This is a genomic window from Acinetobacter sp. X9 (genome assembly GCF_054889255.1).
Window position 1 is genome coordinate 965,634 of record NZ_CM142679.1, and the last position, 23,299, is coordinate 988,932.

Annotated in this window: 25 protein-coding genes; 7 read left to right on the top strand and 18 right to left on the bottom strand. The window is 39.0% G+C overall.

Translation table 11 applies throughout. The features are described from left to right. Window positions 1-84: 84 nt before the first annotated feature. From tolA to ACYU0V_RS04670, 8 genes are all read right to left on the bottom strand, one after another. The gene (gene tolA / locus ACYU0V_RS04635; RefSeq protein ID WP_068614804.1) at window positions 85-1,479 is read right to left on the bottom strand and encodes a cell envelope integrity protein TolA; all 1,395 of its coding nucleotides are present in this window, start codon (window positions 1,477-1,479) and stop codon (window positions 85-87) included. Window positions 1,480-1,482: 3 nt separating this feature from the next. Continuing rightward, on the bottom strand, window positions 1,483-1,935 hold the full coding sequence (tolR, locus tag ACYU0V_RS04640) for a protein TolR (RefSeq protein ID WP_033847893.1): 453 nt from the start codon (window positions 1,933-1,935) through the stop codon (window positions 1,483-1,485). Beyond that, on the bottom strand, window positions 1,935-2,633 hold the full coding sequence (tolQ, locus tag ACYU0V_RS04645; protein WP_016140259.1) for a protein TolQ: 699 nt from the start codon (window positions 2,631-2,633) through the stop codon (window positions 1,935-1,937). Before tolQ ends, tolR begins: the two co-directional genes overlap by 1 nt. 24 nt (window positions 2,634-2,657) lie before the next feature. Next, on the bottom strand, window positions 2,658-3,065 hold the full coding sequence (gene ybgC / locus ACYU0V_RS04650; protein WP_004699892.1) for a tol-pal system-associated acyl-CoA thioesterase: 408 nt from the start codon (window positions 3,063-3,065) through the stop codon (window positions 2,658-2,660). Between the two features lie 213 nt (window positions 3,066-3,278). Then, entirely contained in the window at window positions 3,279-4,613 is a 1,335-nt protein-coding gene (locus ACYU0V_RS04655; protein WP_461849240.1) for a M20 family metallopeptidase, read from the bottom strand. A gap of 203 nt (window positions 4,614-4,816) precedes the next feature. After that, a complete protein-coding gene (gene ruvB / locus ACYU0V_RS04660; RefSeq protein ID WP_002052424.1) occupies window positions 4,817-5,821 on the bottom strand; it encodes a Holliday junction branch migration DNA helicase RuvB in 1,005 nt (334 codons plus the stop codon). A gap of 7 nt (window positions 5,822-5,828) precedes the next feature. Next, window positions 5,829-6,428 (bottom strand): Holliday junction branch migration protein RuvA, encoded by a 600-nt coding sequence (gene ruvA, locus ACYU0V_RS04665; protein WP_002118762.1) that lies wholly within the window; start codon window positions 6,426-6,428, stop codon window positions 5,829-5,831. A 93-nt stretch (window positions 6,429-6,521) separates the two neighbouring features. Continuing rightward, a complete protein-coding gene (locus ACYU0V_RS04670; RefSeq protein ID WP_014207388.1) occupies window positions 6,522-7,862 on the bottom strand; it encodes a deoxyguanosinetriphosphate triphosphohydrolase in 1,341 nt (446 codons plus the stop codon). A gap of 309 nt (window positions 7,863-8,171) precedes the next feature. Here ACYU0V_RS04670 and purL point away from each other — a divergent pair, with 309 nt between their 5' ends. From purL to ACYU0V_RS04695, 5 genes are all read left to right on the top strand, one after another. Continuing rightward, window positions 8,172-12,005, top strand: a complete 3,834-nt coding sequence (purL, locus tag ACYU0V_RS04675; RefSeq protein WP_461849242.1) for a phosphoribosylformylglycinamidine synthase — start codon at window positions 8,172-8,174, stop codon at window positions 12,003-12,005. Window positions 12,006-12,081: 76 nt separating this feature from the next. Further along, the gene (locus ACYU0V_RS04680; protein ID WP_151282785.1) at window positions 12,082-12,642 is read left to right on the top strand and encodes an SMI1/KNR4 family protein; all 561 of its coding nucleotides are present in this window, start codon (window positions 12,082-12,084) and stop codon (window positions 12,640-12,642) included. 56 nt (window positions 12,643-12,698) lie between these two features. Further along, window positions 12,699-13,904, top strand: coding sequence for a multidrug effflux MFS transporter (locus ACYU0V_RS04685; protein WP_262739420.1), 1,206 nt, complete (start codon window positions 12,699-12,701; stop codon window positions 13,902-13,904). A gap of 200 nt (window positions 13,905-14,104) precedes the next feature. After that, window positions 14,105-14,230, top strand: coding sequence for a KGW motif small protein (locus ACYU0V_RS04690; protein ID WP_002118600.1), 126 nt, complete (start codon window positions 14,105-14,107; stop codon window positions 14,228-14,230). Window positions 14,231-14,298: 68 nt separating this feature from the next. Next, on the top strand, window positions 14,299-14,616 hold the full coding sequence (locus ACYU0V_RS04695) for a YqfO family protein (RefSeq protein ID WP_002118807.1): 318 nt from the start codon (window positions 14,299-14,301) through the stop codon (window positions 14,614-14,616). On the opposite strand, the gene ACYU0V_RS04700 is transcribed toward ACYU0V_RS04695, so the two are convergent. Beyond that, the gene (locus tag ACYU0V_RS04700) at window positions 14,613-15,413 is read right to left on the bottom strand and encodes an enoyl-CoA hydratase-related protein (RefSeq protein WP_199983573.1); all 801 of its coding nucleotides are present in this window, start codon (window positions 15,411-15,413) and stop codon (window positions 14,613-14,615) included. The genes ACYU0V_RS04695 and ACYU0V_RS04700 overlap by 4 nt on opposite strands. A gap of 109 nt (window positions 15,414-15,522) precedes the next feature. On the opposite strand from ACYU0V_RS04700, the gene ACYU0V_RS04705 reads away from it, so the two are divergent. After that, a complete protein-coding gene (locus tag ACYU0V_RS04705) occupies window positions 15,523-16,098 on the top strand; it encodes a nicotinate-nicotinamide nucleotide adenylyltransferase (protein ID WP_075383547.1) in 576 nt (191 codons plus the stop codon). An 11-nt stretch (window positions 16,099-16,109) separates the two neighbouring features. Here the strand turns inward: ACYU0V_RS04705 and ACYU0V_RS04710 are convergent, their stop codons facing one another. The 8 genes from ACYU0V_RS04710 to dapD form a co-directional block, all read right to left on the bottom strand. Beyond that, window positions 16,110-16,472, bottom strand: coding sequence for a glyoxalase superfamily protein (locus ACYU0V_RS04710; protein ID WP_005067793.1), 363 nt, complete (start codon window positions 16,470-16,472; stop codon window positions 16,110-16,112). Window positions 16,473-16,483: 11 nt separating this feature from the next. Further along, the gene (locus ACYU0V_RS04715; RefSeq protein ID WP_005073120.1) at window positions 16,484-17,053 is read right to left on the bottom strand and encodes a CAP domain-containing protein; all 570 of its coding nucleotides are present in this window, start codon (window positions 17,051-17,053) and stop codon (window positions 16,484-16,486) included. A 118-nt stretch (window positions 17,054-17,171) separates the two neighbouring features. Beyond that, window positions 17,172-17,633 carry a peroxiredoxin gene (locus tag ACYU0V_RS04720; RefSeq protein ID WP_017399250.1) on the bottom strand — a complete coding sequence of 154 codons (462 nt, stop codon included), beginning with the start codon at window positions 17,631-17,633 and terminating at the stop codon, window positions 17,172-17,174. Between the two features lie 17 nt (window positions 17,634-17,650). After that, the gene (locus ACYU0V_RS04725; protein ID WP_461849248.1) at window positions 17,651-18,337 is read right to left on the bottom strand and encodes a Dph6-related ATP pyrophosphatase; all 687 of its coding nucleotides are present in this window, start codon (window positions 18,335-18,337) and stop codon (window positions 17,651-17,653) included. A 96-nt stretch (window positions 18,338-18,433) separates the two neighbouring features. Continuing rightward, complete coding sequence (locus ACYU0V_RS04730) at window positions 18,434-18,850, bottom strand: hypothetical protein (RefSeq protein WP_461849250.1); 417 nt, start codon at window positions 18,848-18,850, stop codon at window positions 18,434-18,436. A 16-nt stretch (window positions 18,851-18,866) separates the two neighbouring features. After that, window positions 18,867-19,535 carry a 7-cyano-7-deazaguanine synthase QueC gene (queC, locus tag ACYU0V_RS04735; protein WP_002118843.1) on the bottom strand — a complete coding sequence of 223 codons (669 nt, stop codon included), beginning with the start codon at window positions 19,533-19,535 and terminating at the stop codon, window positions 18,867-18,869. A gap of 40 nt (window positions 19,536-19,575) precedes the next feature. Beyond that, window positions 19,576-20,286, bottom strand: coding sequence for a 7-carboxy-7-deazaguanine synthase QueE (queE, locus tag ACYU0V_RS04740; protein ID WP_206231773.1), 711 nt, complete (start codon window positions 20,284-20,286; stop codon window positions 19,576-19,578). 98 nt (window positions 20,287-20,384) lie between these two features. Further along, complete coding sequence (gene dapD / locus ACYU0V_RS04745) at window positions 20,385-21,206, bottom strand: 2,3,4,5-tetrahydropyridine-2,6-dicarboxylate N-succinyltransferase (protein WP_002118664.1); 822 nt, start codon at window positions 21,204-21,206, stop codon at window positions 20,385-20,387. 296 nt (window positions 21,207-21,502) lie between these two features. Here dapD and carO point away from each other — a divergent pair, with 296 nt between their 5' ends. Further along, on the top strand, window positions 21,503-22,252 hold the full coding sequence (carO, locus tag ACYU0V_RS04750) for an ornithine uptake porin CarO type 1 (protein WP_032035952.1): 750 nt from the start codon (window positions 21,503-21,505) through the stop codon (window positions 22,250-22,252). A gap of 94 nt (window positions 22,253-22,346) precedes the next feature. Here carO and ACYU0V_RS04755 read toward each other — a convergent pair whose 3' ends face one another. Then, the gene (locus tag ACYU0V_RS04755) at window positions 22,347-23,270 is read right to left on the bottom strand and encodes a CysB family HTH-type transcriptional regulator (protein ID WP_002118601.1); all 924 of its coding nucleotides are present in this window, start codon (window positions 23,268-23,270) and stop codon (window positions 22,347-22,349) included. Between the last annotated feature and the right edge of the window lie 29 nt (window positions 23,271-23,299).

A 23,299-nucleotide genomic window follows, 5' to 3' on the forward strand; every position in this document is an offset into this window, starting at 1 on the left:
GTCATAGCAGGTATTTTTGTGACTGTTGATTTTGTAGCATAGTTACATGCCTTAAACTATTTAAAGCATGTAACTCTTTCAAAATTATTGCGCTCTAAATGTAGAGCTAACACTTCTTGCTTCACGTCTTGCATCTGGATCTGATGGCATAGGATAGGGCGCTGCGGCTTGAATTGCAGCTTTAATACTTGCGTCTAAGGCATCATCACCACTTGAACGTGTGATCACAATAGAGTTAACGCTTCCCGAATCGGAGAGGGTAAAGCGAACACCAACTGTTTTACCGCTACTACCAGTTGGAACATCCCAAGAGCGTCGAATTTTTTGTTCAAAATCGCGTCTAGCTGAAGAAGCAACTTTTTTAGCTTCAGCTTTCTTTTGAGCTGCTTCTTCTTGTGCTTTTTGAGCAGATGCAGCTTTGGCTTCGGCCTCTGCTTCAGCTTTACGCTTAGCATCGTCAGCAGCTTTTTGCTTGGCTTTAGCATCAGCCTCAGCTTTGCGTTTAGCATCGTCAGCTTTTTGTTGCTTAGCTTTCGCATCGGCCTCTGCTTTACGTTTAGCGTCGTCAGCTTTTTGCTGTTTAGCTTTTGCATCGGCATCAGCTTTACGTTTAGCCTCGTCATTGGCTTTTTGTTGCTTAGCTTTTGCATCGGCCTCAGCTTTGCGTTTAGCATCATCAGCTTTTTGCTGTTTAGCTTTAGTATCTGCTTCAGCTTTACGTTTAGCATCGTCATTAGCTTTTTGCTGTTTAGCTTTAGCAGCAGCTTCAGCTTTTCGTTTAGCGTCATCGGCAGCTTTTTGTTGCTTAGCCTTAGCATCAGCTTCGGCTTTTCGCTTAGCTTCTTGTTGTGCTTGAAGCTTAGCGTTTTCGGCCTTTTGAGCTTCACGTTTTAATTTCGCATCAGCCTCAGCTTTACGTTTAGCGTCTTCAGCAGCTTTTTGGCTGGCTTTAGCTTCAGCATCAGCTTTTGCACTTTGTTCAGCCTTACGTTTTTGTTCAGCTTCTGATTTTGCTTTAGCTTCAGCTTGGCGTTTAGCTTCAGCCTGCTGTTTTTGAGTTTCCTCTATGCGTTGCTGTTCTGCTGCTTGTTTCGCTTTCGCAGCTTCTTCAGCTTTACGCTTTTGCTCAGCTAACTTGGCTTGCTGAGCCTGTTCGGCCTTTTGCTTTTGAGCAGCAAGTTGTTGAGCTGTTGGAGGAGGAGGTACAACTGGAAGATTTTGAGGTAATTTTTCATCCACAATAGGGGCTAATACCTCTTTTGCTTCATTCGTAGCTGTAGTCTCTTGTTCAATTTCTTTGGCTAAAGGAGGGGGTAAATCTTCTGGCTTAACTAAAATAGTCGTTAGCTTTTTTGGCTGTTCAGGTGGTTTACTCAAGCCTAAAAAAAGCAAGCCAACAATGGCAATTGCATGAACTCCGAGTGTAAAGCTTAATGCAATCGCATTTTGTTTAAAGGGCGGCTTTTGATCTTTGTTCATAGCTTATTTTAAAGGCTCTGTCAGAAGGCCAACTTGAGTTAAACCTGCTTCTTGTAAACTCGCCATCAATGATACGACTTCTCCATAAGGACGAGACTTATCACCATTGACTAAAACTGTGAGTTGTTTGTTTTCTTGTTCAGCTTTTTTTTGAGCATCGCTTAAAACTGCTTCGAGTTTTTCACGAGATAATGGTTCATTATCTTTGTAATCTTCATATTGAAGATAAATATTGCCATCTTTGCCAATTGTTACCATGGCAGGCATATCTTTTGATTCGATTGGGTGGTTGTTTGCTTGAGGTAAATCTACCTTGATACCACTGGTAATCATAGGAGCAGTTACCATAAAAATAACCAAAAGCACGAGCATAACGTCAATATAAGGTACGACGTTCATATCACTTTTTAATGGTTTTTTTATGCGCTCAAAGCGCCCTGAACGCTGAATTGCCATTATGCATCTTCCTGTGATGAACCCACAGATTGACGTTGCAATAAAGCAATCATCTCTTCAGCAAATAAAGCGCGATCAGAATAAACACTTTCACTTTTAGCAGTGAAATGGTTAAAAGCTAATACAGCAGGAATTGCGGCAAACAAACCAATTGCAGTTGCAATAAGTGCTTCGGCAATACCCGGTGCAACAGTTGCTAGAGTTACCTGATCAACCGCAGCTAAACCGATAAAGGCATTCATAATACCCCAAACAGTACCGAATAGACCGATGTACGGTGCTACAGAACCGATACTTGCTAAAGTACCTAAGCCGTATTCTAAATGGCTCTGATCACGACTCAAACCTACACGCAAAATACGTTCAGTGCCTTCAATTGTTTGTGAAACAGGAGCCTGACGCTTTTTAAGTTTAAAAAATTCGCTCAACCCTTGATAAAAAATATCTTCAAGCCCAGAGCGCTTTGAGTTGAGTTGAGCATTGTTATAAAGCGTATTGAGTTCGGCACCAGACCAGAACATTTTTTGGAAATGTTCATCGTCTTGATGTGCTTTTTTATAACTCATATGTAACTTGGCAATCAGATACCAACTAAAGATCGATGCTAACAATAAAATTAGCATGACCAACTGAACGACTGGACTTGCTTGTAAAATAAGGTCAGAAATATGCAGGGTTGATTCAATGTTTGTTGCCATAGGTTACATATGCCGGTTGTTTTTTTAGTCTTGTTCCAATTCTTTACGAATAAGATCACGTATTTCTTCTGGAAGACGACGAGCTACAAGTTCTTTACTTAAACATGCCAACTCAACCTCGCCAGAAGCAAGCAAGATTTCACCACGATAAATATTTTGTTGCAACACAAATGACGCAGCTTTACATGAAACTACACGTGCTGTAACAGTAATTAAATCATCCATTAAAATAGGACGCATGTATTTTACGTCAATTTTGTGTACGACAAAGTTGTAGTCTTTTTGATGCCAGTAATGATCAACGCCAGAAGCACGGAGCCATTCAGTACGGGTACGTTCCATATAGCGAATATGGTTGGCATGGTAAACAATACCACCTGCGTCCGTATCTTCAATATAAACACGAATGTTGAATTCAAAATGATTCGCCATGAGAGTATTCCGTTTTTAGTTCACTATAGAGCTTTATATTTAAAATATGGATTTGAATAAAACATCAGCTCTATTCAACAGCCATACATCTGCTTTTAAATACGGGGCAGTTTAGCAGATTGCATACTAAGTCCTATGGCACAACCTTTCAATTGCGGTTGCTGTATTTCTAATCTAAAAACGCTACATCTTATGGCTAGCAAGCTTTTTAAGTTAAGAGGGCTTCCATGAAGTTTGAACTTGTTTTGATATATTCGGATAATCTAATACGAATCTTACATGTAGCTCGGTCCCAGTTTTTAAAGCCTTGTTATCTACAATAAAATAAGGGCTATGATTTGGTGCCGCCTGAGTTAAGTCTTGATTTTCTGGTGTTGCACCCAAGAAAACAAAGAATGACGGCATTAACTTGCCATAATAGGCAAAATCTTCACTTGCGCTTGCATTATGATCTAAAACATGGAGTTTTGAATCTCCAACAACTTTGGCTAATGTAGGTTGAATCAATTGGGTAAGCGCTTTGTCGTTCATGGTTACTGGAGCATAAGGAGCAATTTCAACTTTGGCAGTCACGTCGTTGGCTTGAGCGTTATGCTCTATCATGGTGGGTAAACTTTTTAAGATATTTGCTCGTATCTGTTCGTTGTTAGAGCGAATGGTTCCGATCATATTGACTTGTTCCGGAATTACATTTCCTGCCGTACCACCTTGAATATTACCGATAGTGACTACGCCCATGCCTTGGGTGAGGTCGGTTCTTCGGCTAATAAGACTCTGTAAATTATTAATCATTTGTGCAGATGCATAAATTGGATCTCTGCCTAACCATGGGGTCGAGCCGTGAACCTGCTTACCGTTAACCTGAATACGCAAGTGATCTGCGCTATTTAAAATGGCACCATCTTTATAATAAAGGTGCCCACTTTGCATACCAGATATGACATGTATTCCAAAAATAGCTTCGGGTTTATAATCTTTAAATGCACCGTCTGTGATCATTTTTCTTGAGCCGATTTGATCACCCTGCTTAAAGTTGTCTATATCTGCTCCACCTTCTTCAGCGGGTTGAAAAACAAAGACAACGGTACCCGATATTTTATCTTTATTGGCAGCTAGAATTTTTGCTGCACCTAATAGCATTGCTGTGTGTGCATCATGTCCACAGGCATGCATCACATAAGTTTCTTTACCTTGATAAATTGCTTTTTGTTTACTAGAAAAGGGAACTCCGCTTTTTTCTTCCATAGGTAGCGCATCCATATCTGCTCTAAGCGCGATAATAGGACCGGGTTTATTACCTTTTAAAATGCCAATAACCCCTGTTTTTGCATAACCTGTTTTGACTTGAATGCCATAAGACTTCAATTCTTTTTGAACCAGTGCTGATGTTTTAAATTCCATGTTGCCGAGTTCAGGATGCTCGTGAATATGTTGTCTTAATTGAATCACCTGATTTTCATTTTGTTGTGCAGCATCTTTTACCCAATCTGCTAGGCTCAGCTGACTCATTAGAGCAAGTGGAAAAATTAAAGCGGCTTTTTTGTACATGTCCTTATCCTAAAAATATTATTGTTCATAAGATTTGATATCTACATTTCTTATAATGCAGTTTTTAAAAATATTAAAAAATCAATAAGGTATAAAAATAGACTTAAAAGGTATGGAGTGTCTAATTTATTGATAAGACAATTATTATTTTATTGGATAGAGAGATTAAATTAAAAAAGGAAGAGAAAATTCTCTTCCTTTGATTAGTTTTTAGGCTCAGGTGGTGTCATTCCAAACTGTAAATAAGATTGGTTGGTTGCAATCCGACCTCGTGCAGTACGCATGACATAACCTTGTTGAATTAAATAAGGTTCAATCACATCTTCAAGCGTACCGCTGTCTTCAGCCATCGCTGCTGCAAGCGCTTCAACTCCAGCAGGACCGCCATCAAAACGCTCGAGTAGCATGCTCAAATAACGTCTGTCGAGGGTATCTAGGCCAGCTTTATCAACATTGAGCATATCTAGTGCGCGCTGCGCCATTTCATGGGTCACTTCACCTGTGCCTTTCACTTGAGCATAGTCACGAACACGTCGTAATAAACGGTTAGCGATACGAGGTGTTCCACGTGATCGACGAGCTACTTCTTCTGCGCCTTCAACTGTAATGGGTACATCCATTAAGTTTGCAGAGCGCGACACAATGTGAGTCAAGTCTTCTACAGAGTAAAACTCAAGACGTTGCACAATACCGAAGCGGTCACGTAGTGGTGAGGTCAGTAAGCCCGCACGTGTGGTCGCAGCAACAAGTGTAAAAGGTGGTAAATCGAGTTTAATTGAACGAGCAGCAGGGCCTTCACCAATCATGATATCTAATTGGTAATCTTCCATAGCCGGATACAGAATTTCTTCAATCACTGGAGAAAGACGATGAATCTCATCAATAAACAAAACATCGCCTTCTTCAAGGTTAGTTAGCATTGCTGCTAAATCACCCGCACGTTCTAATACCGGCCCTGAAGTAGATTTGAGGTTACCGCCCATTTCTCGGGCAATAATATTAGCAAGTGTGGTTTTACCTAAACCCGGCGGACCAAAAATCAGCGTATGGTCGAGTGCTTCGCCACGGCCACGAGCAGCGCCAATGAAAATTTCCATTTGCTCGCGTACGACTGGTTGTCCAATATAGTCGGCAAGAGAAGTTGGTCGAATAGCCCGATCAAAATGATCCTCTGGTTTTTCTGTTCCACTGATTAGACGGTCTTGCATAAGTGTTTTACTTCATCATGGATTTAAGAGCAGCACGAATAATATCGGCTGATTCTGTGTAATCGGCTTTAACCGCAGCAACAGCTTTTTGTGCTTCAAGTGGCTTATAACCTAAAGATTGCAAAGCAGCTTCTGCCTCTGCAACAGGAGAGTTTGCAGCAAATTGAATTTGAGGCATGGTCGCCACAGTTGAAGTGCCTTGAGCCAATGTTTTGAAACGGTCACGGAGTTCAATCATTAAACGTTCAGCTGTTTTTTTGCCAACCCCTGGAACTTTGACCAGCGTATTTATATCATCATGTTCAATGGTGTGAACCAATAATTCAACGCTTAGTGTCGATAAAATACCCAATGCCATTTTCGGACCAACACCGTTTACTTTTAATAAGGTACGGAAAATTGTTTTTTCTTGAGCATCGCTAAAACCGTAGAGTTGTTGAGCATCTTCACGAACAACTAAATGCGTCCATAACGTAACTTTCTGGCCCTTTTGTAATTGGCAAAATGTTGAAAGTGGCGTATCAATTTCATAGCCCACACCATTTACATTCAGTAAGACAGTAGGGGCTTCTAAGGCAAACACTTCGCCAATTAAACATCCGATCATAGCGTAATTTCACTTATTCATAACTGTAAATCTGGTCGTTCTAAAATGAATTGAAAACGACACTGGTTTTATTTCTTTCTATATCAAGCCAGCTTAAAACAAGCCAATTTTATTACCTTGCAACTCTTGCGCCAAGCTATAAGCCTGATGATCTGAGAACTTACTGATAATATCGAGGACTTGCATGATATTGCTGTAGTGATTATTGCTAAAGCTAGCACCATATAGATTAAGGATAGACATTAAACGTTGTTCTTTAAAGCTTAAAGACTTATGTGGTGTTGTGAGTGGTACAAATGCATCCAGAATCGTTTGTAAGCTTTGATGTGCAATAATTTCTAAACCAGATTTTTGTGGGTGCTCAAAAATTTTATCACGTGCCAGATTCTTGGCAGTTTCGATACCAATTGCAATATCTGGCGAACAATATTGCAAAAGATTGCCTTTAAGCTGACCTGTAATGATTTCATAGTGATTTTTGGCAAAAGCCGTAGTGACTTCATCAACAAGACGTTTCATGACTCGGCCACGTAATGCTGAGATCTTTTGTTGCCATGTACTATTTGGATGAGATAACTCTTCAGGCTGACCATAGTCGGCAATAAGATTTAAGAATATCGGTTCAACTTCTTGGTAACTCAGCATATTTAAGACAATGCCATCTTCTAAATCGATGAGGGCATAACAAATGTCATCAGCGGCTTCTAACAAATAGGTGAGTGGATGACGGCAATAATGATATTCCCCGAGTTGAATCAGCCCGAGCTGTTCCGCAATCTGTTTTAAAATTTCTTTTTCAGATTGATAACAACCAAACTTTGCTCTTTGATGCGAAGGGCGGTCACCCTGCGAAGCAATTGTTTTTGAAAGCCATGGATATTTTAGATAAGCACCTAAAGTTGCATAAGTTAAGCGCATACCGCCATCATTTGGATGATAGTCAATGCGACTTAATAGACGTAATCCTTGAGCATTACCTTCAAACTGACGAACATCAGCTTCTTCTTCGGGGCTTAGTTTTTTCAAAAAATCATCATGCGAGGCATCATCGAACCATTCGCGAATTGCATATTCACCCGCATGCCCGAAAGGGGGATTACCAATATCGTGGGCCAGACAAGCTGCCTGAATAATTGCCCCGACATCGGCAGGTGAAATCCAAACGGGTAATTCATCTTTTATTTTTTCTGCGGCAAGCATACCCATTGAGCGACCAATGCAGGAAACTTCAAGGGAGTGTGTTAAGCGGGTATGAATACCATCGTGTTGTGCCAAAGGGTGAACTTGCGTCTTACGGTTTAACTGACGAAAACTTTGAGAAAATATAATGCGGTCATAATCTTTATGGAATGGGCTACGAGCCAGTTCTGTACTACTTTTTTTGCTACCTAAACGAACTGCGGAAAGCAGCTCTAACCAACGCATTTGTTCCATTTATCATTATTCAAAACTATAAAACCTGATCATGCCAAAAAAAACTTAAAAGCACTAGCTTGGTGCGACATAGTTTGTCTTAGTTCGGGTTTTATTATGTTATTGAATAAACATGCAACAATTTATTTTTAGCAAGAATGACTAAAAAAATGATTTTGAACAAAAAACAAATCACTTCTTGCAGAATTAGGTTACAGAATACTGATTCTACATCTAGCTGATTTTACCAAGAAGCAGTAGAATATGCGCTCTCTCTAAAGTCACATTGCGGTAAGGTTCACAAGACCTGCCCGTGGAGCCAAAATCAACATGTTTATCGTGGCCGGTGCAGCAGCACATTCTTCTTTTAAGAAAGCTCAACTATTAACACGTTTATCGTCAATTAGTTCTGTTCAATCTTTTGACAGCCAATGGGTCTATTTGTTTGATCAAGCGCTCAACGAGCAGCAACATCAATCTGCTTTGCAATTATTGAATGACGGTGAGTCTTTTGAACTTCGTCAATCTGCAAGTGATGAGATTCAGATTTTAGTTACACCACGTGTGGGTACTATTTCACCTTGGTCTTCTAAAGCAACTGATATTTTCAAAAACTGTAATACACCAGTACACCGTCTAGAACGTGGTCTTTTATTCACGTTAAAAGGCGTTACTGAAATTACCAATGAAGTTAAACAAGTACTTCATGACCGTATGACAGAAACAGTTTTTGCCCAAATTGAAGATGCAAAAGCATTATTTTCAGAAACAGCTCCAAAACCATTAAATTCAATTGATATCTTGGGCCAAGGCAAAGAAGCTTTGGTTAAAGCTAACAATGAGTTCGGTTTTGCGTTATCTGAACAAGAAATTGATTATTTAACAGAAGCATTCGGTAAGCTTGGTCGTAATCCAAATGATATCGAATTGATGATGTTTGCACAGGCGAACTCTGAACACTGTCGTCATAAAATCTTCGGTTCTGAATGGACAATTGATGGTGAAAAACAACCATTATCATTGTTCCAGATGATTAAAAACACTTATAAAGAATCTCCAACTGATGTTTTATCTGCATATAAAGATAACGCGTCTGTAATTGTTGGTTATGACACGATGCGTTTTTATCCAAAAGCGGATGAAAATGGTCACTTTGTTTATAAATATAAGAGCCAAGCAGCTCATATTTTAATGAAGGTTGAAACTCATAACCACCCAACAGCAATTTCTCCATTTGCTGGTGCTGCTACTGGTTCAGGCGGTGAAATCCGTGATGAAGGTGCAACTGGTCGTGGTGGTAAACCAAAAGCTGGTTTAACAGGCTTTACAGTTTCTAACTTAAATATTCCTGGTTTTGAACAACCTTGGGAAGAAAACTACGGTAAACCTTCACGTATGGCATCGCCATTACAAATCATGATTGAAGGTCCATTAGGTGGCGCGGCATTTAACAACGAATTCGGTCGTCCTGCATTAAATGGTTATTTCCGTACTTTCGAACAAAATGTAAATGGTGAAGTGAAGGGCTTCCATAAGCCAATCATGATCGCTGGTGGTTACGGTAACATTCGTCCTGACCATGTAGAAAAAGATGCGATTCAACCTGGTGACTTGCTCATTGTATTGGGTGGCCCTGCAATGTTAATCGGTCTTGGTGGTGGTGCAGCATCTTCTGTAGATAGCGGTACAATGGGTGAAAGCCTTGATTTCGCTTCTGTACAACGTGAAAATCCAGAAATGGAACGCCGTTGCCAAGAAGTAATCGATACATGCTGGCGCTTAGAAGACTTCAACCCAATCGTTTCTGTACATGACGTTGGTGCGGGTGGTCTATCAAATGCTATGCCTGAACTTGTGAATGACCATGAGTTGGGTGCAGTTCTTAACCTTCGTAAGATTCCTTCATTAGAACCGGGCATGAGCCCAATGGAAATCTGGTCAAATGAAGCACAAGAGCGTTATGTTCTTGCAATTCGTCCAGAGTCTTTAGAACAGTTCGAATCAATCTGTGCTCGTGAACGTTGTCCATTTGCCGTGTTAGGTGAAGCAACTGAAGCTCGTCATTTAACTGTTGAAGATCCATTGTTCCAGAACAATGCAGTTGATATCCCAATGCAAGTAATGCTTGGTGGTACACCGCGCATGCAACGTTCTTATGAAACAATTGAGCGTAAAGGTAACGAGTTTGACGCTTCAAAAGTTGATTTGAAAGATGCGATTTTCCGTGTATTGAAAAATCCTACTGTTGCTTCTAAATCATTCTTGATCACCATTGGTGACCGCTCAATTACAGGTATGGTTGCACGTGACCAAATGGTTGGTCGTTGGCAGATTCCTGTTGCAGATGCAGCAGTGACGACGACAAGTTTACAAGGCTTCACTGGTGAAGCAATGGCTATGGGTGAACGTCCACCAGTTGCATTGTTAAATCCAGCAGCGTCTGCTCGCTTGGCAGTTGCTGAAGCAATTACTAATATTGCATGTGCAAACATTGAACAAATTAGCGATATCAAACTTTCTGCAAACTGGATGGCTGCTGCTGGTCAAAAAGGTGAAGACCAAGCATTGTTTGAAGGTGTGAAAGCGATTGGTATGGAAATGTGTCCTGCTTTAGGAATTGCGATTCCTGTAGGTAAAGACTCGCTTTCAATGCGTACCACTTGGAATGATAATGGTGAAGATAAAGCTGTAACATCTCCAATGACTGGTGTAATTACTGCATTTGCTCCAGTAGCTGATGTTCGTAAGACTTTAACACCTGAACTTAAGAATTTAGAAGATTCAGTACTTGTACGTATTGATTTATCTAAAGGCCAGTTCCGTTTAGGTGGTTCGATTCTTGCGCAAGTATATAAAGCAATCGGTTCCATCACTCCAGACGTTGATAGTTTTGATGATTTCAAAGCGTTCTTTGCTTTAATTCAAGATTGGAACAACCGTGGCTTGATTCAAGCTTACCATGACATCGGTGATGGTGGTTTACTCGCAACTGTTGCTGAAATGATGTTCGCTGCACGTTTAGGTGTTGCATTAGAAGACCAAACTCCAGCAAGTTTATTTGCTGAAGAAATTGGTGCAGTTCTTCAAATTAAGGCAACTGATTGGGACGCTTTACAAGCAGAAGTTGCTGCATCTAGCTTAAATGATGCAATTGCTGTAGTTGGTCGTGTAAACAACACAGATCAATTATCTGTAAATGGTTTGACTTTAGAGCGTGCAGAATTGCAACAAGCTTGGTCTGAAGTATCTCATCAGATCCAACGTTTACGTGATAACGTTGAAACTGCTGACCAAGAATTTGCTTTAATTACTGATAAATCACATCAAGGTTTAATTGCTAAACCAACATTTGACTTGAATGAACCTATCGAAGCACCGTTCATTAACACACGTCGTCCTAATATGGCGATCTTGCGTGAGCAAGGTGTAAATGGTCATATTGAGATGGCAGCAGCCTTTGATAAGGTTGGTTTCAATACCGTTGACGTGCACATGAGTGATTTACTTGCTGGTCGCGTTAGCCTAAGTGATTTTGAAGGTTTAGTGACTTGTGGCGGTTTCTCTTACGGTGACGTAATGGGTGCTGGCGGTGGTTGGGCAAAATCTGTATTGTTCAATGCGAAATTACGTGATCAGTTTGAACAGTTCTTCCATCGTGAAGACACGTTTAGCTTAGGTATCTGTAATGGTTGCCAAATGTTGTCACAATTAGCGCCACTTATTCCAGGTGCTGAACACTGGCCACGTTTCCACCGCAATATGTCAGAAGTCTTTGAAGCACGTAGCGTAAACGTTCGTGTTGAAAAATCTGTTTCTGTATTACTTGATGGTATGGAAGGTTCAATCTTACCGATTGCTGTAGCACATGGTGAAGGTCGTGCTGTTGCAAGTGAAGCTAACATTGCAAGCTTGAACGCAGCTAACCAAATTGCATTGCGTTATGTTGATAGCCACGGTAACCCGACTCAACATTATCCATTGAACCCGAATGGCTCACCTGAAGCGATTACTGGTGTTACTTCTAAAGATGGTCGTGCAACGATTATGATGCCGCATCCAGAGCGTACTTTCCGTGCAATTCAACACTCTTGGAGTCCAGAAGAGTGGACTGAAGATGGTGCATGGTTACGTATGTTCCGTAACGCACGTAAGTTTATTGGTTAATAGAAAAATTGAAATTATTGAAAATGCCACTCTCGAGTGGCATTTTTTATGAAATAAATTAATTTAAAAGGTGAATATGATTGATTTTGTTTTTGAGTTAGCAAGTTGTCGGCATAAAGATACTAACCTTCCATTTTATCCTGAACATATCAGGGGATATACCGAAGAAGAGGTAGATCAAATTGCAGAAATTTATAATTTAGACATCCATGGACAATTTAGAGAATTTTTATTACAGATGGGAAGATGTTCTGGCGGGTTGTTGTGGGGACATACAGTTTCAATGTATCACCATACATGGAAGGTTGAAGACTATAAATTTCAACAAGAAAAGATAATGGAGGATGAGTTGAGTGATCCGACAAAGGGTATGATTGATGCAATTCAAAATAAATTCTTTTCCTTAACGATGGAAAATGAAGGATGTTATTTTACTTATTTGGTGACTGCTAGACAGGATGATAATGTTTGGGCATTTGATGATGGAAAAACAGATCGTGATTTTATAGATGTCGGTTGTACACTCTTAGAGTACTTAAAATGGTTGGTTGCATCTGAAACTAAACAAGCTCGTTTTTATGAAAGAGATTCAACGTTTGAGAAAGATAAAAAATATATTACAGGCAGATTATTGTAGAGTAGATTAATGAAAGAGAAATTTTTAAAAATACTATTTAAAAATGGACAAGAAAAATGAAATCAAAAATCCATTTCCGTGAATTTGCATTGCTCATGGCATTGCTCATGTCGATTGTTTCTTTTTCGATAGATGCAGTTTTGCCTGCTTTAGGCGAGATTGGACGTATTTTTGAATTAAAAAATAATAACCAGTCACAGTGGGTCATTATTGGTATTTTTTCCGGTATGACGATTGGTCAACTGATTGCTGGCCCTCTATCCGATGCGATTGGCCGTAAACGTATTTTATTCACAGGAATTGTTATTTACTTTCTGGGAAGTTTGTTGTGTTTTACCACACAAAGTTTTGAATGGTTTTTAGTTGGACGTTTTATTCAAGGGGTTGGCGTATCAGGTCCTTACGTGGCTTCTATTTCAATTGTTAGGGATAAATACAGTGGGGCTCAAATGGCCCGCATCATGTCTTTAATTATGATGGTGTTTATGGTTGCCCCAGCAATTGCACCAAGTTTGGGACAGCTCATTATCCATTTCTTTGGTTGGCGTGAGATCTTTGTTTTATATATGGCCTATGCCACAGTTGTGGGGGCATGGGTGGCTTTACGTTTGGAAGAGACGTTGCTTCCCGAAAATCGTTTACCTATGCGCCTACAAGCATTTCAAGAGGGCTTTAAAGAAGTCGTAAGTAATAAAACCACCATGAGTTATTTGCTATGTGCAGGTTTTTGCTTTGGTGGATTCATTGGTTACTTAGGTACTTCTCAGCAAATTTTTATGCAGCAGTTTGGTAAAACAGGGCAAGAGTTTAGTGCTTATTTTGCTGTGCTTGCAGGTGTGATGGGAATCGCTTCATTTACAAATTCTAAAATTGTTATGAAGTTTGGTATGCGTCCAATCTGTATTTACGGCTTTCTAGGTTTGTGCCTAATTTCTTTAGTTTTCTTAGGAATTCAACTTTTAGGTGTGGCTGTTTCATTTTGGATGTTTATGCTTTATGCCTGCATTTTATTTTTATTATTTGGAACTTTATTTGGAAATTTAAACGCAATTGCAATGGAACCGATGGGACATGTTGCTGGTATGGCATCGGCCATTATTGGTGCAGCTTCTTCTGTTTTGTCACTTATTCTTGCATCTATTATTGGGCAATTATATGACGGTACATTAATACCAATGACTGGCGGCTTCGTCATTTTATGTGGTTTAGCATTTATGATGACAATATATGAGAACAGATATTTAAAGAAATCGAATGCTTAAAATTATAAAGATGCAGCTAGCACACTGAAATTTAAAATTTTGTTCAGAATAAGAGCTACATAAAAATGAGTGTAGCTCTTTTAAGCATTTTAGAAAAATTATAAGCCTATAGACATTCGGCTATTTAACACTTTATAGTTTGTTTAAAATTGGATCAATTTTTGCTTTCTCTGTAACAACGATAAAAATCGGAGATCAAAATGATGAAAAATAAGTATCACATAAGAACAATGTATACCAAAGATAAGGGCTGGCGCTTGTTTGGCTTGGCGCTTGCCATTCAAATCCTCTTTATTGGAGCAAATTATTTGGTAATGATGAGCTGACTTTGATTTAGAAGCTTTTTTAACGGTATGATTTAAAGCAAGTTCACTAGTTTTGAGTCATTCTACTTATGTTAAAGCTGATTTATTACGTACCAGATTCACATCTTGAGTCGACTAAACAAGCTATTTTTTCTGCTGGTGCGGGGGGTATCGGTAATTACGAACACTGCGCATGGCAAGTGAAAGGAATAGGGCAATTTAAACCAGTCAAAGGTGCAGATCCTTATATCGGAGAGCTGGGTGAACTTGAACAAGTTGATGAGTGGCGCGTTGAAACAATTGTAATTGAAGCAAATGCAAAGGCTGTAGCAAAAGCATTAAAGGCAAGCCATCCTTATGAAGAGCCTGCCTTTGAGTTTATTCAAATCATAGAAATTGATTTTTAATTAAACTGCGAAAAATCTGGTTTACGTTTCTGCATAAATGCTTGTACAGCTTCTAGCATTTCTGGAGATTGAACGCGTTGCATAAAGATTTCAGCTTCATGGTCAATACATTCAATAATTTGATTTAAATCATGTTTCATCAATGCTTTGGTTTGTTTTAATGAAGCAAGTGGTAAAGCTGCTAAATGTTGAGCGGTTGCCTGAGCAGATGCATAAGCATCTTCAACAACTTCATTCACTAAGCTTGCTTGTACTGCGGTTTCTGCATTAAATTTTTTCGCAGTAAATAGAAGTTCAGCTGCTTTGTGATAACCCGCTTGTTTAACCAATAGTTGGCTTGCACCGCCTTCTGGAGAAAGGCCAAGACTTACAAATGGAATTTGGAAAAGGGCGGTATTGTCAGCAAAAACTAAATCTGCATGTAATAAAATCGTAACACCAATACCAATAGCCACACCTTTTACTGCAATAATAAGTGGCTTCGATAATCTAGCAGCAGATTTAAGGAGTACAAACGGAGGAACTTGACCTGCTGGGCCTAGATTAGGATTTTGTACAAAACCCATAAAATCTTTCATGTCATTACCAGCGGTAAAATCTTGCTCTACACCACGTAGAACGATTACTCGTACATCTTTGTCTTGGTCAGCTTCATCAAGTGCTTTGGCAATCCATAAGTAAAGTTCGCCATACAGTGCATTTTTTGCTTCTGGGCGATTTATGGCTAAGGTGAGTACGCCACCTTCTAAATTTGCGTGTAAATGTTGATGAGGTTGTTGAATACAGCTAAGTGTCATCGTACTATCCTTGCTTTAAACCACGTTGTTAATTTTTAGGTTCTCATTATGGCGCATATTTTTTGTAATGCGGTTAACTGGTGAGTTCATAAAAAGTGAAAATCTAATTATGTATAAATTTGACTATCTCGTTTTTATAGGGCGTTTTCAACCATTTCATTTAGCTCATATGCAGACAATTGAAATTGCCTTACAACAAAGCCACTATGTCGTTTTGGCATTAGGTTCTGCTCAAATGGAACGTAATATTAAAAATCCGTTCTTAGCAGTAGAGCGCGAGCAAATGATCTTGTCAAATTTCTCGTTAGAAGAGCAAAAACGCATTCGTTTTGTACATGTAGTAGATGTTTATAATGACGAAAAATGGGTCAAACAAGTCAAATTTTTAGTGAATGGCGTAATTGAACCGAACTCAAAAGTTGGTTTGATTGGACACTTTAAGGATGAGTCTTCATATTATTTACGACTATTTCCTGAGTGGATTATGGTTGAACTAGATAGTTTAAAAGATTCAATTTCGGCAACGCCAATGCGTGAAGCTTATTATCGTGGTGAAATCCAAACGGAATTTTTCCCTGTAGGAACTATTCAATTTTTGGATGAATTTAAAAAAACACGCACTTATCAACAGTTGCAACAACGTTTTGAAGAAGATGATCGTTCTAATCTCGATGATTTTGAATAAATGTATATCGATTAAGCATCTGCCCAAAAGATAATTCGGTTAGAAAAAGGATCGGTGATACTGAGTTCAAGTGTCTCCCAATCTGTTTTTTCAACTTGAGGCTTAGAAAATTTATAATTTTTTTGGCTTAGTTCACTGTGCAACTCATAGATATGTTCCCAATAGATACGGATCGCGCTATGAGGACTCGCATCTCCAAAATGCTCGGATAAATGAATAACGCAATCATCTTTAGAAATTTGTAAATATAACGGAAAGTTGTCTTCAAATTGGTGTTGCCAATCAAGCTGAAAACCTAAGAACTCAAGATAAAATGATTGAGCTAACTCGACATCAAAAATTCTTAAAATAGGGGTGATCGAACCTGATTGCATCTTTTTTCCTTTTAACGTGTACCAAATTGTTGAGTCCAATAGCTCTTTTGTTTTACAGATTGATCAGAAGCACAAGCAATTGCGTAAGTTGTAAATTTAGGGTTCATTAGGTTACTACAATGTAGGGGACTCGACAGCCATCTAGACATCACTTCATCTAATGTTTTCTGTCCACTTGCGACATTTTCACCATTGGCTTTACCGAGTGTATTATAAATTTTCAAACGTGATTTTAAATCTAGTCCCGTGGAGCCAACATGTCCGAGAAAGTTGTGTGTTGCCATATCTTCACTATGAGAAAGTGCACCTTTATATAGATTATTACTCCAACTTAATGGTCTGGTTGCAGCGAAATGTTGTTGTCCACATTGGCGTGATTGCTGGCGAATCTGATTAATTATTTTAAGTACGGTTTGTTGATAGGCAGGGTTTTGTAAATCTTGGCAACTTATTTTTATAGGTGGAGTTTCAACTTGCGTGGTAGATGGTGTAATTGAGGGCGGCATACTGGATGAACTAACGGAGCAAGCAGAGATAACAAGACCACTAGACAGTAAATTACAAACTTTGAGCAGACTCATGTAAATACCTTAGCGTGAATTATTCTAATGTCTTTATCATACGCCAAAGTAAAGGAGTAAGTAATTTGTTCATATACAAAAAACGAGCATTATGCCCGCTTTTTGTTTCTTAAGTTTATTAAGCTGTTTGTAGAGCTTTTAAGTCTTCTAGAACTTGCTCTGCATGCCCAGCTGCTTTAACTTTGCGATAGCTTTTAACTAAAGTTTTGTTATGGAAAATAAAAGTAGAACGTTCAATACCCATGACTTTTTTACCATACATATTCTTTTCTTTAATCACATCAAAGTGATGACAAAGAATTTCTTCTTTATCACTGATCAGATCAATAGTAAGTGCTTGCTTCTCTGTAAAATTTTGATGGGCTTTTACCGAGTCACGTGAAATACCGAAAATACGGGCACCTAAAGCATCAAACTGATCTTTCAAACAAGAAAAACCCACTGCTTGTGTTGTACATCCTGGTGTTGAATCTTTAGGATAGAAGTAAATGATTAGCCATTCATTTTCGACTTCGGTCAAGTTCACTTCGCCGTGTGTAGTAGGGAACACCTGATTTGGCAATTGAATATTCTCAGACATTTCTTATCCTTTAAAAGTTAAATTTGATCTAATTCAAGTGGTAAAAAAGCGTATTCCTCATGATAAACAATATTGAGTTTTCTTACAGGGATTGCTTTGTTAAAAATTGGTCCATCAATCACAGTCGTATGAAATTCACCGCCCTCACCACATGGATCAATACCACGGTTCTCAAGCTCTTGGATATATTCTAAAGTTAAAGTTTTTCCTAAATCTTCTACCTTCATCCCGAGTTTAAGGTTTACGGTCACCACTATGCTCTGGAATCCAAGTTGAATAAATTCTTCAACAACTTCACGATGCGGACGTAGCCAAAGAGGCATTCCTAATTGAAGACCTACTTGTTGCGTTACTAGATCATGCCAACAGCCGTGTTCAGGCATATCAAGGTCACCTGTAACCAGTACCTCGGCTCCTTGTTGCTTTGCTTGATTGAGTAATTCAATAAACTTTACTTCATAGTCATTCCAACTTGATGAACCCATAAGCACGGGAAAGCCGATTGCTTTAGCTTGCGCTTGAATAATATCAAGAGGCATGGCATGTGAGCGAGAACGTTGGCCTTGTTCTTCTAGCATTACGATCAATCCAATCACTTCGCCTGTCTGCATTGCATGGTAGAGTGCTAGAGAACTATCTTTGCCTCCACTAAATGAGACAATAGACCTTTTATGGTTAGCATTAGTTTTCCATTGTTCTTGCATGGCTTACATCAAATGAATTGGTCAAAAGTGCTGTTATTTTAACAGAGCTATAAAAAAGCCTGCATAAATGCAGGCTTAATTTGGAACATTAAAATCTTATTTTTTAGGAGCTTGTTGTTGAGCTGCCTTCATTGCATCTTCAGTTAACTTTTCAAGCTTAGTTGTTAACTGAGTACCAAAACATGCTTTAAGATCACGGTTTTGTTGTTGTACAAATCCTAGAGAACTTGGGCTTTTCTTCGCATTGATTGCGCTTTGGATTTCCCATTTTTGTGCTTCAGTCACTTTACCTTGTGCTTCAACCTGACAGCTACAGAATTTGCTAACTTCAGATGAACTTAACTTGCCGCCTTTAGCAGTTTGTTCTTTACAAACGTTAACTAATGCACCTTTAACGTTAGTGCTTTTATATGCCGCTTGAACTGGGTTTTCAGCTGCTTGAGCTGAACCCGCCATAAGTGCAGCTGCTGAGAATAAAGATGAAAGAATAAGATTTGATTTTAACAACTTCATAAATTTTACCTACTTATTACGGTATATAGCGTGTTGGATCGGTAACACCGGCATCGATAAAGCCTTCTTTACGCAAACGGCAACTGTCACATTTACCACACGCACGTCCTTGAGCATCTGCTTGGTAGCAAGATACCGTTTGACTATAGTCTACGCCATGTTCAATCCCTAAACGTATGATATTCGCTTTGGATAAATGTAACAGGGGTGTTTCAAATTTAAGTGGTTTTCCTTCTACGCCAGCTTTAGTTGCTAAACGGGCCATATTCGCAAAAGCATCAATAAATTCAGGGCGACAATCAGGATATCCTGAATAATCAACAGCATTGATACCAATAACAATAGCTTCAGCATTAAATACTTCAGCTGCTGCTAGAGCATATGAGAGGAAAATAGTGTTACGCGCTGGTACATAAGTTACAGGAATACCTTCTTGTAACTGTTCTGGTACTGCAATGTTGTGATCTGTAAGTGCTGATCCACCTAAATTTGCTAGATCAATATTAATTACACGATGTTCAACACCTGAACGCTGAGCTAATGCTTTTGCAGCATCAAGTTCAGTGGTTGAGCGTTGACCATACATAAAACTAATAGCAATACATTCATAGCGCGCTTGTGCCCAAGCTAGGCAAGTGGTTGAGTCTAAGCCGCCTGAAAGTAAAACAATGGCACGAGAGCGCATATTTTTCTCCATATTCGGAATGATTTATTTTATTGAGTGATTAACGACCTGATTCATCGTTCCAAAGCAGTTTATGTAACTGAAGTTGGAAACGAACAGGTAATTTATCATCAAGTATCCACTGTGCCAGATCACGTGCTAGACGTGGCAGGCCTACAGCACCTTTTTCAACCGCAAAGGCAGGGGAGAACCAAACGGTACTGACTTTGGTTTGCAGTTGATATTTTTCAACTTGTTGCTTTGACCATTCATAGTCTTCACGATTGCAAATCACAAATTTGATTTGGTCACGTGGTGTTAAATGGTCAAGATTACTGATGAGATTACGATGTTCTTCACCAGAATTTGGAGTCTTTAAATCCAGGACTTTTGAAACACGGGGATCCACTCTTGATACATCAAGAGCGCCACTGGTTTCTAAAGAGACGTCAAAACCTGCCTCACATAAACGTTGTAATAAAATCAAACAGTTTGGCTGAGCAAGAGGTTCACCACCTGTTACACAAATATAAGGTGTTTGAAATTGTGTAGCTGTTTCAATGATATGTTCAAGTGAAAAACGTTCGCCACCTTCAAAAGAATAAGTGGTATCGCAATAGCTACAACGTAATGGACAGCCTGTTAGACGAATAAATACAGTCGGTAGGCCAGAGGCATTTGCTTCACCCTGCAACGAGTAAAAAATCTCGGTAATGCGTAAACCGGACGCAGGGTCAGAGACAGGAATTGCAGAGGAACGTAAGGAAGCCATTCTAGAAATACCACACTATATAAAAAATAAAATCTCTACGATCAGTTTGATCGTAGAGATGAGGAGCGATTAAAGCTCCGCAACAGAGTTATAACAAATTAGTCAGCGCGTAACAAATCGTTCAAGCTTGTTTTTGAACGTGTTTGCGCATCAACTTTTTTTACGATAATTGCAGCATATAAGCTGTAAGTACCACATTTAGATGGCAAGCTGCCTGAAACTACAACGGAACCTGCTGGTACACGACCATAATGGATTTCGCCAGTTTCACGGTCATAAATTTTAGTTGATTGACCAATGAAAACGCCCATTGAAATGACTGAGCCTTCTTCAACGATAACGCCTTCAACGATTTCTGAACGCGCACCGATAAAGCAGTTGTCTTCAATAATAGTTGGGTTAGCTTGTAATGGTTCTAAAACACCACCAATACCTACACCACCAGACAAGTGAACATTTTTACCGATTTGAGCACATGAACCTACAGTTGCCCATGTATCAACCATTGTGCCTTCATCTACATAAGCGCCAATGTTGACATAAGATGGCATTAACACCACGTTTTTAGCTTGGAAGCTACCACGACGTGCTACAGCAGGAGGAACAACACGAACACCTGCAGCTTTAAATTGCTCTTCAGTCCAACCAGAGAATTTAGTTTCAACTTTGTCATAGAAACGAAGATCACATGACTCGATTGGTTTATTGTCATTCAGTTTAAATGATAATAAAACAGCTTTTTTTAACCATTGATGAACAACCCATTCACCATTGATTTTTTCAGCAACTCGAAGTGTACCGTTATCTAAACCAGCAATTGCTTCTTCAACAGCTTGGCGAATTTCGCTTGAACAATCTGCTGCAGTAAAATTTGCGCGGTCTTCAAATGCTTGCTCAATGATCGTAGAAAGCTGAGACATGATCTTCCTTCCATAAAAAATTTTAAAGATTTTACACTAATTTGTGACAAGAATCTTTCAAAAAACGTGTTACGTTTGATTGATGATATAAATGAGGTAAATCGAAATAAGCTTATTAGATAATCAAGTGTTTTTTACACAAAAATGATTTGAAAATAAAAATTTAACTCAATTTGTATCAAAAAATAACAGAAATCTAGCATTTTTTGTATAAAAAAGAATCTAAGCTGTCATTATTATGATTTCAGTCACAAGATGAATAAATTAAAAACAGAGCCTTTTTTGAGGAGAAAACTATGAAAGCATTACGTGTATTAGTCACTACAACAGCTTTATTCGCTGCTGGCGCTGCTATGGCAGATGAAGCCGTTGTTCATGACAGCTACGCATTTGACAAAAACCAATTAATTCCTGTGGGGGCACGTGCTGAGGTAGGTACGACTGGTTACGGTGGTGCTTTATTATGGCAAGCAAACCCATATGTAGGTTTGGCTTTGGGTTATAACGGTGGTGACATTTCGTGGACAGATGATGTTTCTGTAAATGGTACTAAATATGACCTAGATATGGATAACAATAATATCTATTTAAATGCTGAGATTCGTCCATGGGGTGCAAGTGCTAACCGTTGGGCTCAAGGCTTATATATAGCTGCGGGTGCTGCTTATCTAGATAATGATTATGACTTAGCTAAACGTATTGGTAATGGTGAAACTTTATCAATTGATGGTAAGAACTATCAACAAGCAGTTGCAGGCCAAGAGGGCGGTGTAAGAGGTAAAATGTCTTACAAGAATGATATCGCTCCATACTTAGGTTTTGGTTTTGCACCTAAAATCAATAAAAACTGGGGTGTATTTGGTGAGGTAGGTGCTTACTATACTGGTAACCCACAAGTTCAGTTAACTCAATATAACCTTGCTCCTGTAACAGGTAACCCAACATCTGCCCAAGATGCTGTTGATAAAGAAGCAAATGAAATTCGTAATGACGATAAATACCAATGGATGCCAGTTGGTAAAGTTGGTGTGAACTTCTACTGGTAAGATCACAAAAGAAAAAACGAGCTACGGCTCGTTTTTTTTGTACTTAATAGAATAAATAAAAGAGCTAAAAAGCTCTTTTATTTATTTTTAATTTTTATTCGTCTGGGTAAGCAATTTTCTTAAGCGCTTTAATATCCGCATCAGGTGAGCATAAAGAAATAAATTCGTAACCATAACCGCGTAATAAGTGGCCTTTGCGAACCGCAATCCATGTAGTATTAACACCAAAAATATCAGTTTTGGTTTGCTTTAAACGATAATCACGTTCTGTATCATAAGCCACGTCATTGACAATACCCACACCCATGCCAAGTTCCACATAGGTTTTGATAACATCGGCATCAAGAGCTGACATTACGATATCTGCATCTAGATGAGCCTCTTCAAAGGCTTTATCAATTTTAGATCGACCTGTAAAACCACCATGATAAGTAATGAGTGGATATTCTGCTAAAAGTTCTAGAGTGATCTTATCCGCCTGCACTAAAGGATGATTTTGCGGGGTAATAATACTGTGCTGCCATTGATAGTAAGGAATGCTAGCCAGATTTTCTTCAGTCGTTAAAGACTCGGTTGCAATTCCAATATCCGCTTCACCTTGTAAAAGCATTTCTGAAATTTCCACAGGGCTAGCTTGTTGTAAAATCAAATGAACTTTTGGAAATAATTTCTTAAATTGATTAACGATTGGAGGCAATACATAACGCGCTTGAGTATGCGTAGTTGCGATCGTTAATGTTCCTTCATCAACCTTATTAAAATCTTCAGCAAGTCGTTTAATATTTTCAGCATCCACTAACATGCGTTCAACAATGCTAAGAAGTGACTGGCCTGGTTCAGTTAAACCTAAAAGGCGTTTACCTTTACGAACGAAAAGTTGAACACCTAATTCATCTTCTAAGTCTTTGATGTGTTTACTTACACCCGATTGAGATGTGTAGAGTGCAGCCGATGCTTCCGTCAAGTTAAAGTTTTGGCGTACTGTTTCTCGGATAATTCTTAATTGTTGAAAGTTCATTTACACTTTTCCTCAAAAGAGGTGAGGAG

Bases quoted from the DNA above. Each gene is read 5' to 3' on its own strand.
- tolA (WP_068614804.1), bottom strand. From the start codon at position 1,479: ATGAACAAAGATCAAAAGCCGCCCTTTAAACAAAATGCGATTGCATTA.
- tolR (WP_033847893.1), bottom strand. From the start codon at position 1,935: ATGGCAATTCAGCGTTCAGGGCGCTTTGAGCGCATAAAAAAACCATTA.
- tolQ (WP_016140259.1), bottom strand. From the start codon at position 2,633: ATGGCAACAAACATTGAATCAACCCTGCATATTTCTGACCTTATTTTA.
- ybgC (WP_004699892.1), bottom strand. From the start codon at position 3,065: ATGGCGAATCATTTTGAATTCAACATTCGTGTTTATATTGAAGATACG.
- ACYU0V_RS04655 (WP_461849240.1), bottom strand. From the start codon at position 4,613: ATGTACAAAAAAGCCGCTTTAATTTTTCCACTTGCTCTAATGAGTCAG.
- ruvB (WP_002052424.1), bottom strand. From the start codon at position 5,821: ATGCAAGACCGTCTAATCAGTGGAACAGAAAAACCAGAGGATCATTTT.
- ruvA (WP_002118762.1), bottom strand. From the start codon at position 6,428: ATGATCGGATGTTTAATTGGCGAAGTGTTTGCCTTAGAAGCCCCTACT.
- ACYU0V_RS04670 (WP_014207388.1), bottom strand. From the start codon at position 7,862: ATGGAACAAATGCGTTGGTTAGAGCTGCTTTCCGCAGTTCGTTTAGGT.
- purL (WP_461849242.1), top strand. From the start codon at position 8,172: ATGTTTATCGTGGCCGGTGCAGCAGCACATTCTTCTTTTAAGAAAGCT.
- ACYU0V_RS04680 (WP_151282785.1), top strand. From the start codon at position 12,082: ATGATTGATTTTGTTTTTGAGTTAGCAAGTTGTCGGCATAAAGATACT.
- ACYU0V_RS04685 (WP_262739420.1), top strand. From the start codon at position 12,699: ATGAAATCAAAAATCCATTTCCGTGAATTTGCATTGCTCATGGCATTG.
- ACYU0V_RS04690 (WP_002118600.1), top strand. From the start codon at position 14,105: ATGATGAAAAATAAGTATCACATAAGAACAATGTATACCAAAGATAAG.
- ACYU0V_RS04695 (WP_002118807.1), top strand. From the start codon at position 14,299: ATGTTAAAGCTGATTTATTACGTACCAGATTCACATCTTGAGTCGACT.
- ACYU0V_RS04700 (WP_199983573.1), bottom strand. From the start codon at position 15,413: ATGACACTTAGCTGTATTCAACAACCTCATCAACATTTACACGCAAAT.
- ACYU0V_RS04705 (WP_075383547.1), top strand. From the start codon at position 15,523: ATGTATAAATTTGACTATCTCGTTTTTATAGGGCGTTTTCAACCATTT.
- ACYU0V_RS04710 (WP_005067793.1), bottom strand. From the start codon at position 16,472: ATGCAATCAGGTTCGATCACCCCTATTTTAAGAATTTTTGATGTCGAG.
- ACYU0V_RS04715 (WP_005073120.1), bottom strand. From the start codon at position 17,053: ATGAGTCTGCTCAAAGTTTGTAATTTACTGTCTAGTGGTCTTGTTATC.
- ACYU0V_RS04720 (WP_017399250.1), bottom strand. From the start codon at position 17,633: ATGTCTGAGAATATTCAATTGCCAAATCAGGTGTTCCCTACTACACAC.
- ACYU0V_RS04725 (WP_461849248.1), bottom strand. From the start codon at position 18,337: ATGCAAGAACAATGGAAAACTAATGCTAACCATAAAAGGTCTATTGTC.
- ACYU0V_RS04730 (WP_461849250.1), bottom strand. From the start codon at position 18,850: ATGAAGTTGTTAAAATCAAATCTTATTCTTTCATCTTTATTCTCAGCA.
- queC (WP_002118843.1), bottom strand. From the start codon at position 19,535: ATGCGCTCTCGTGCCATTGTTTTACTTTCAGGCGGCTTAGACTCAACC.
- queE (WP_206231773.1), bottom strand. From the start codon at position 20,286: ATGGCTTCCTTACGTTCCTCTGCAATTCCTGTCTCTGACCCTGCGTCC.
- dapD (WP_002118664.1), bottom strand. From the start codon at position 21,206: ATGTCTCAGCTTTCTACGATCATTGAGCAAGCATTTGAAGACCGCGCA.
- carO (WP_032035952.1), top strand. From the start codon at position 21,503: ATGAAAGCATTACGTGTATTAGTCACTACAACAGCTTTATTCGCTGCT.
- ACYU0V_RS04755 (WP_002118601.1), bottom strand. From the start codon at position 23,270: ATGAACTTTCAACAATTAAGAATTATCCGAGAAACAGTACGCCAAAAC.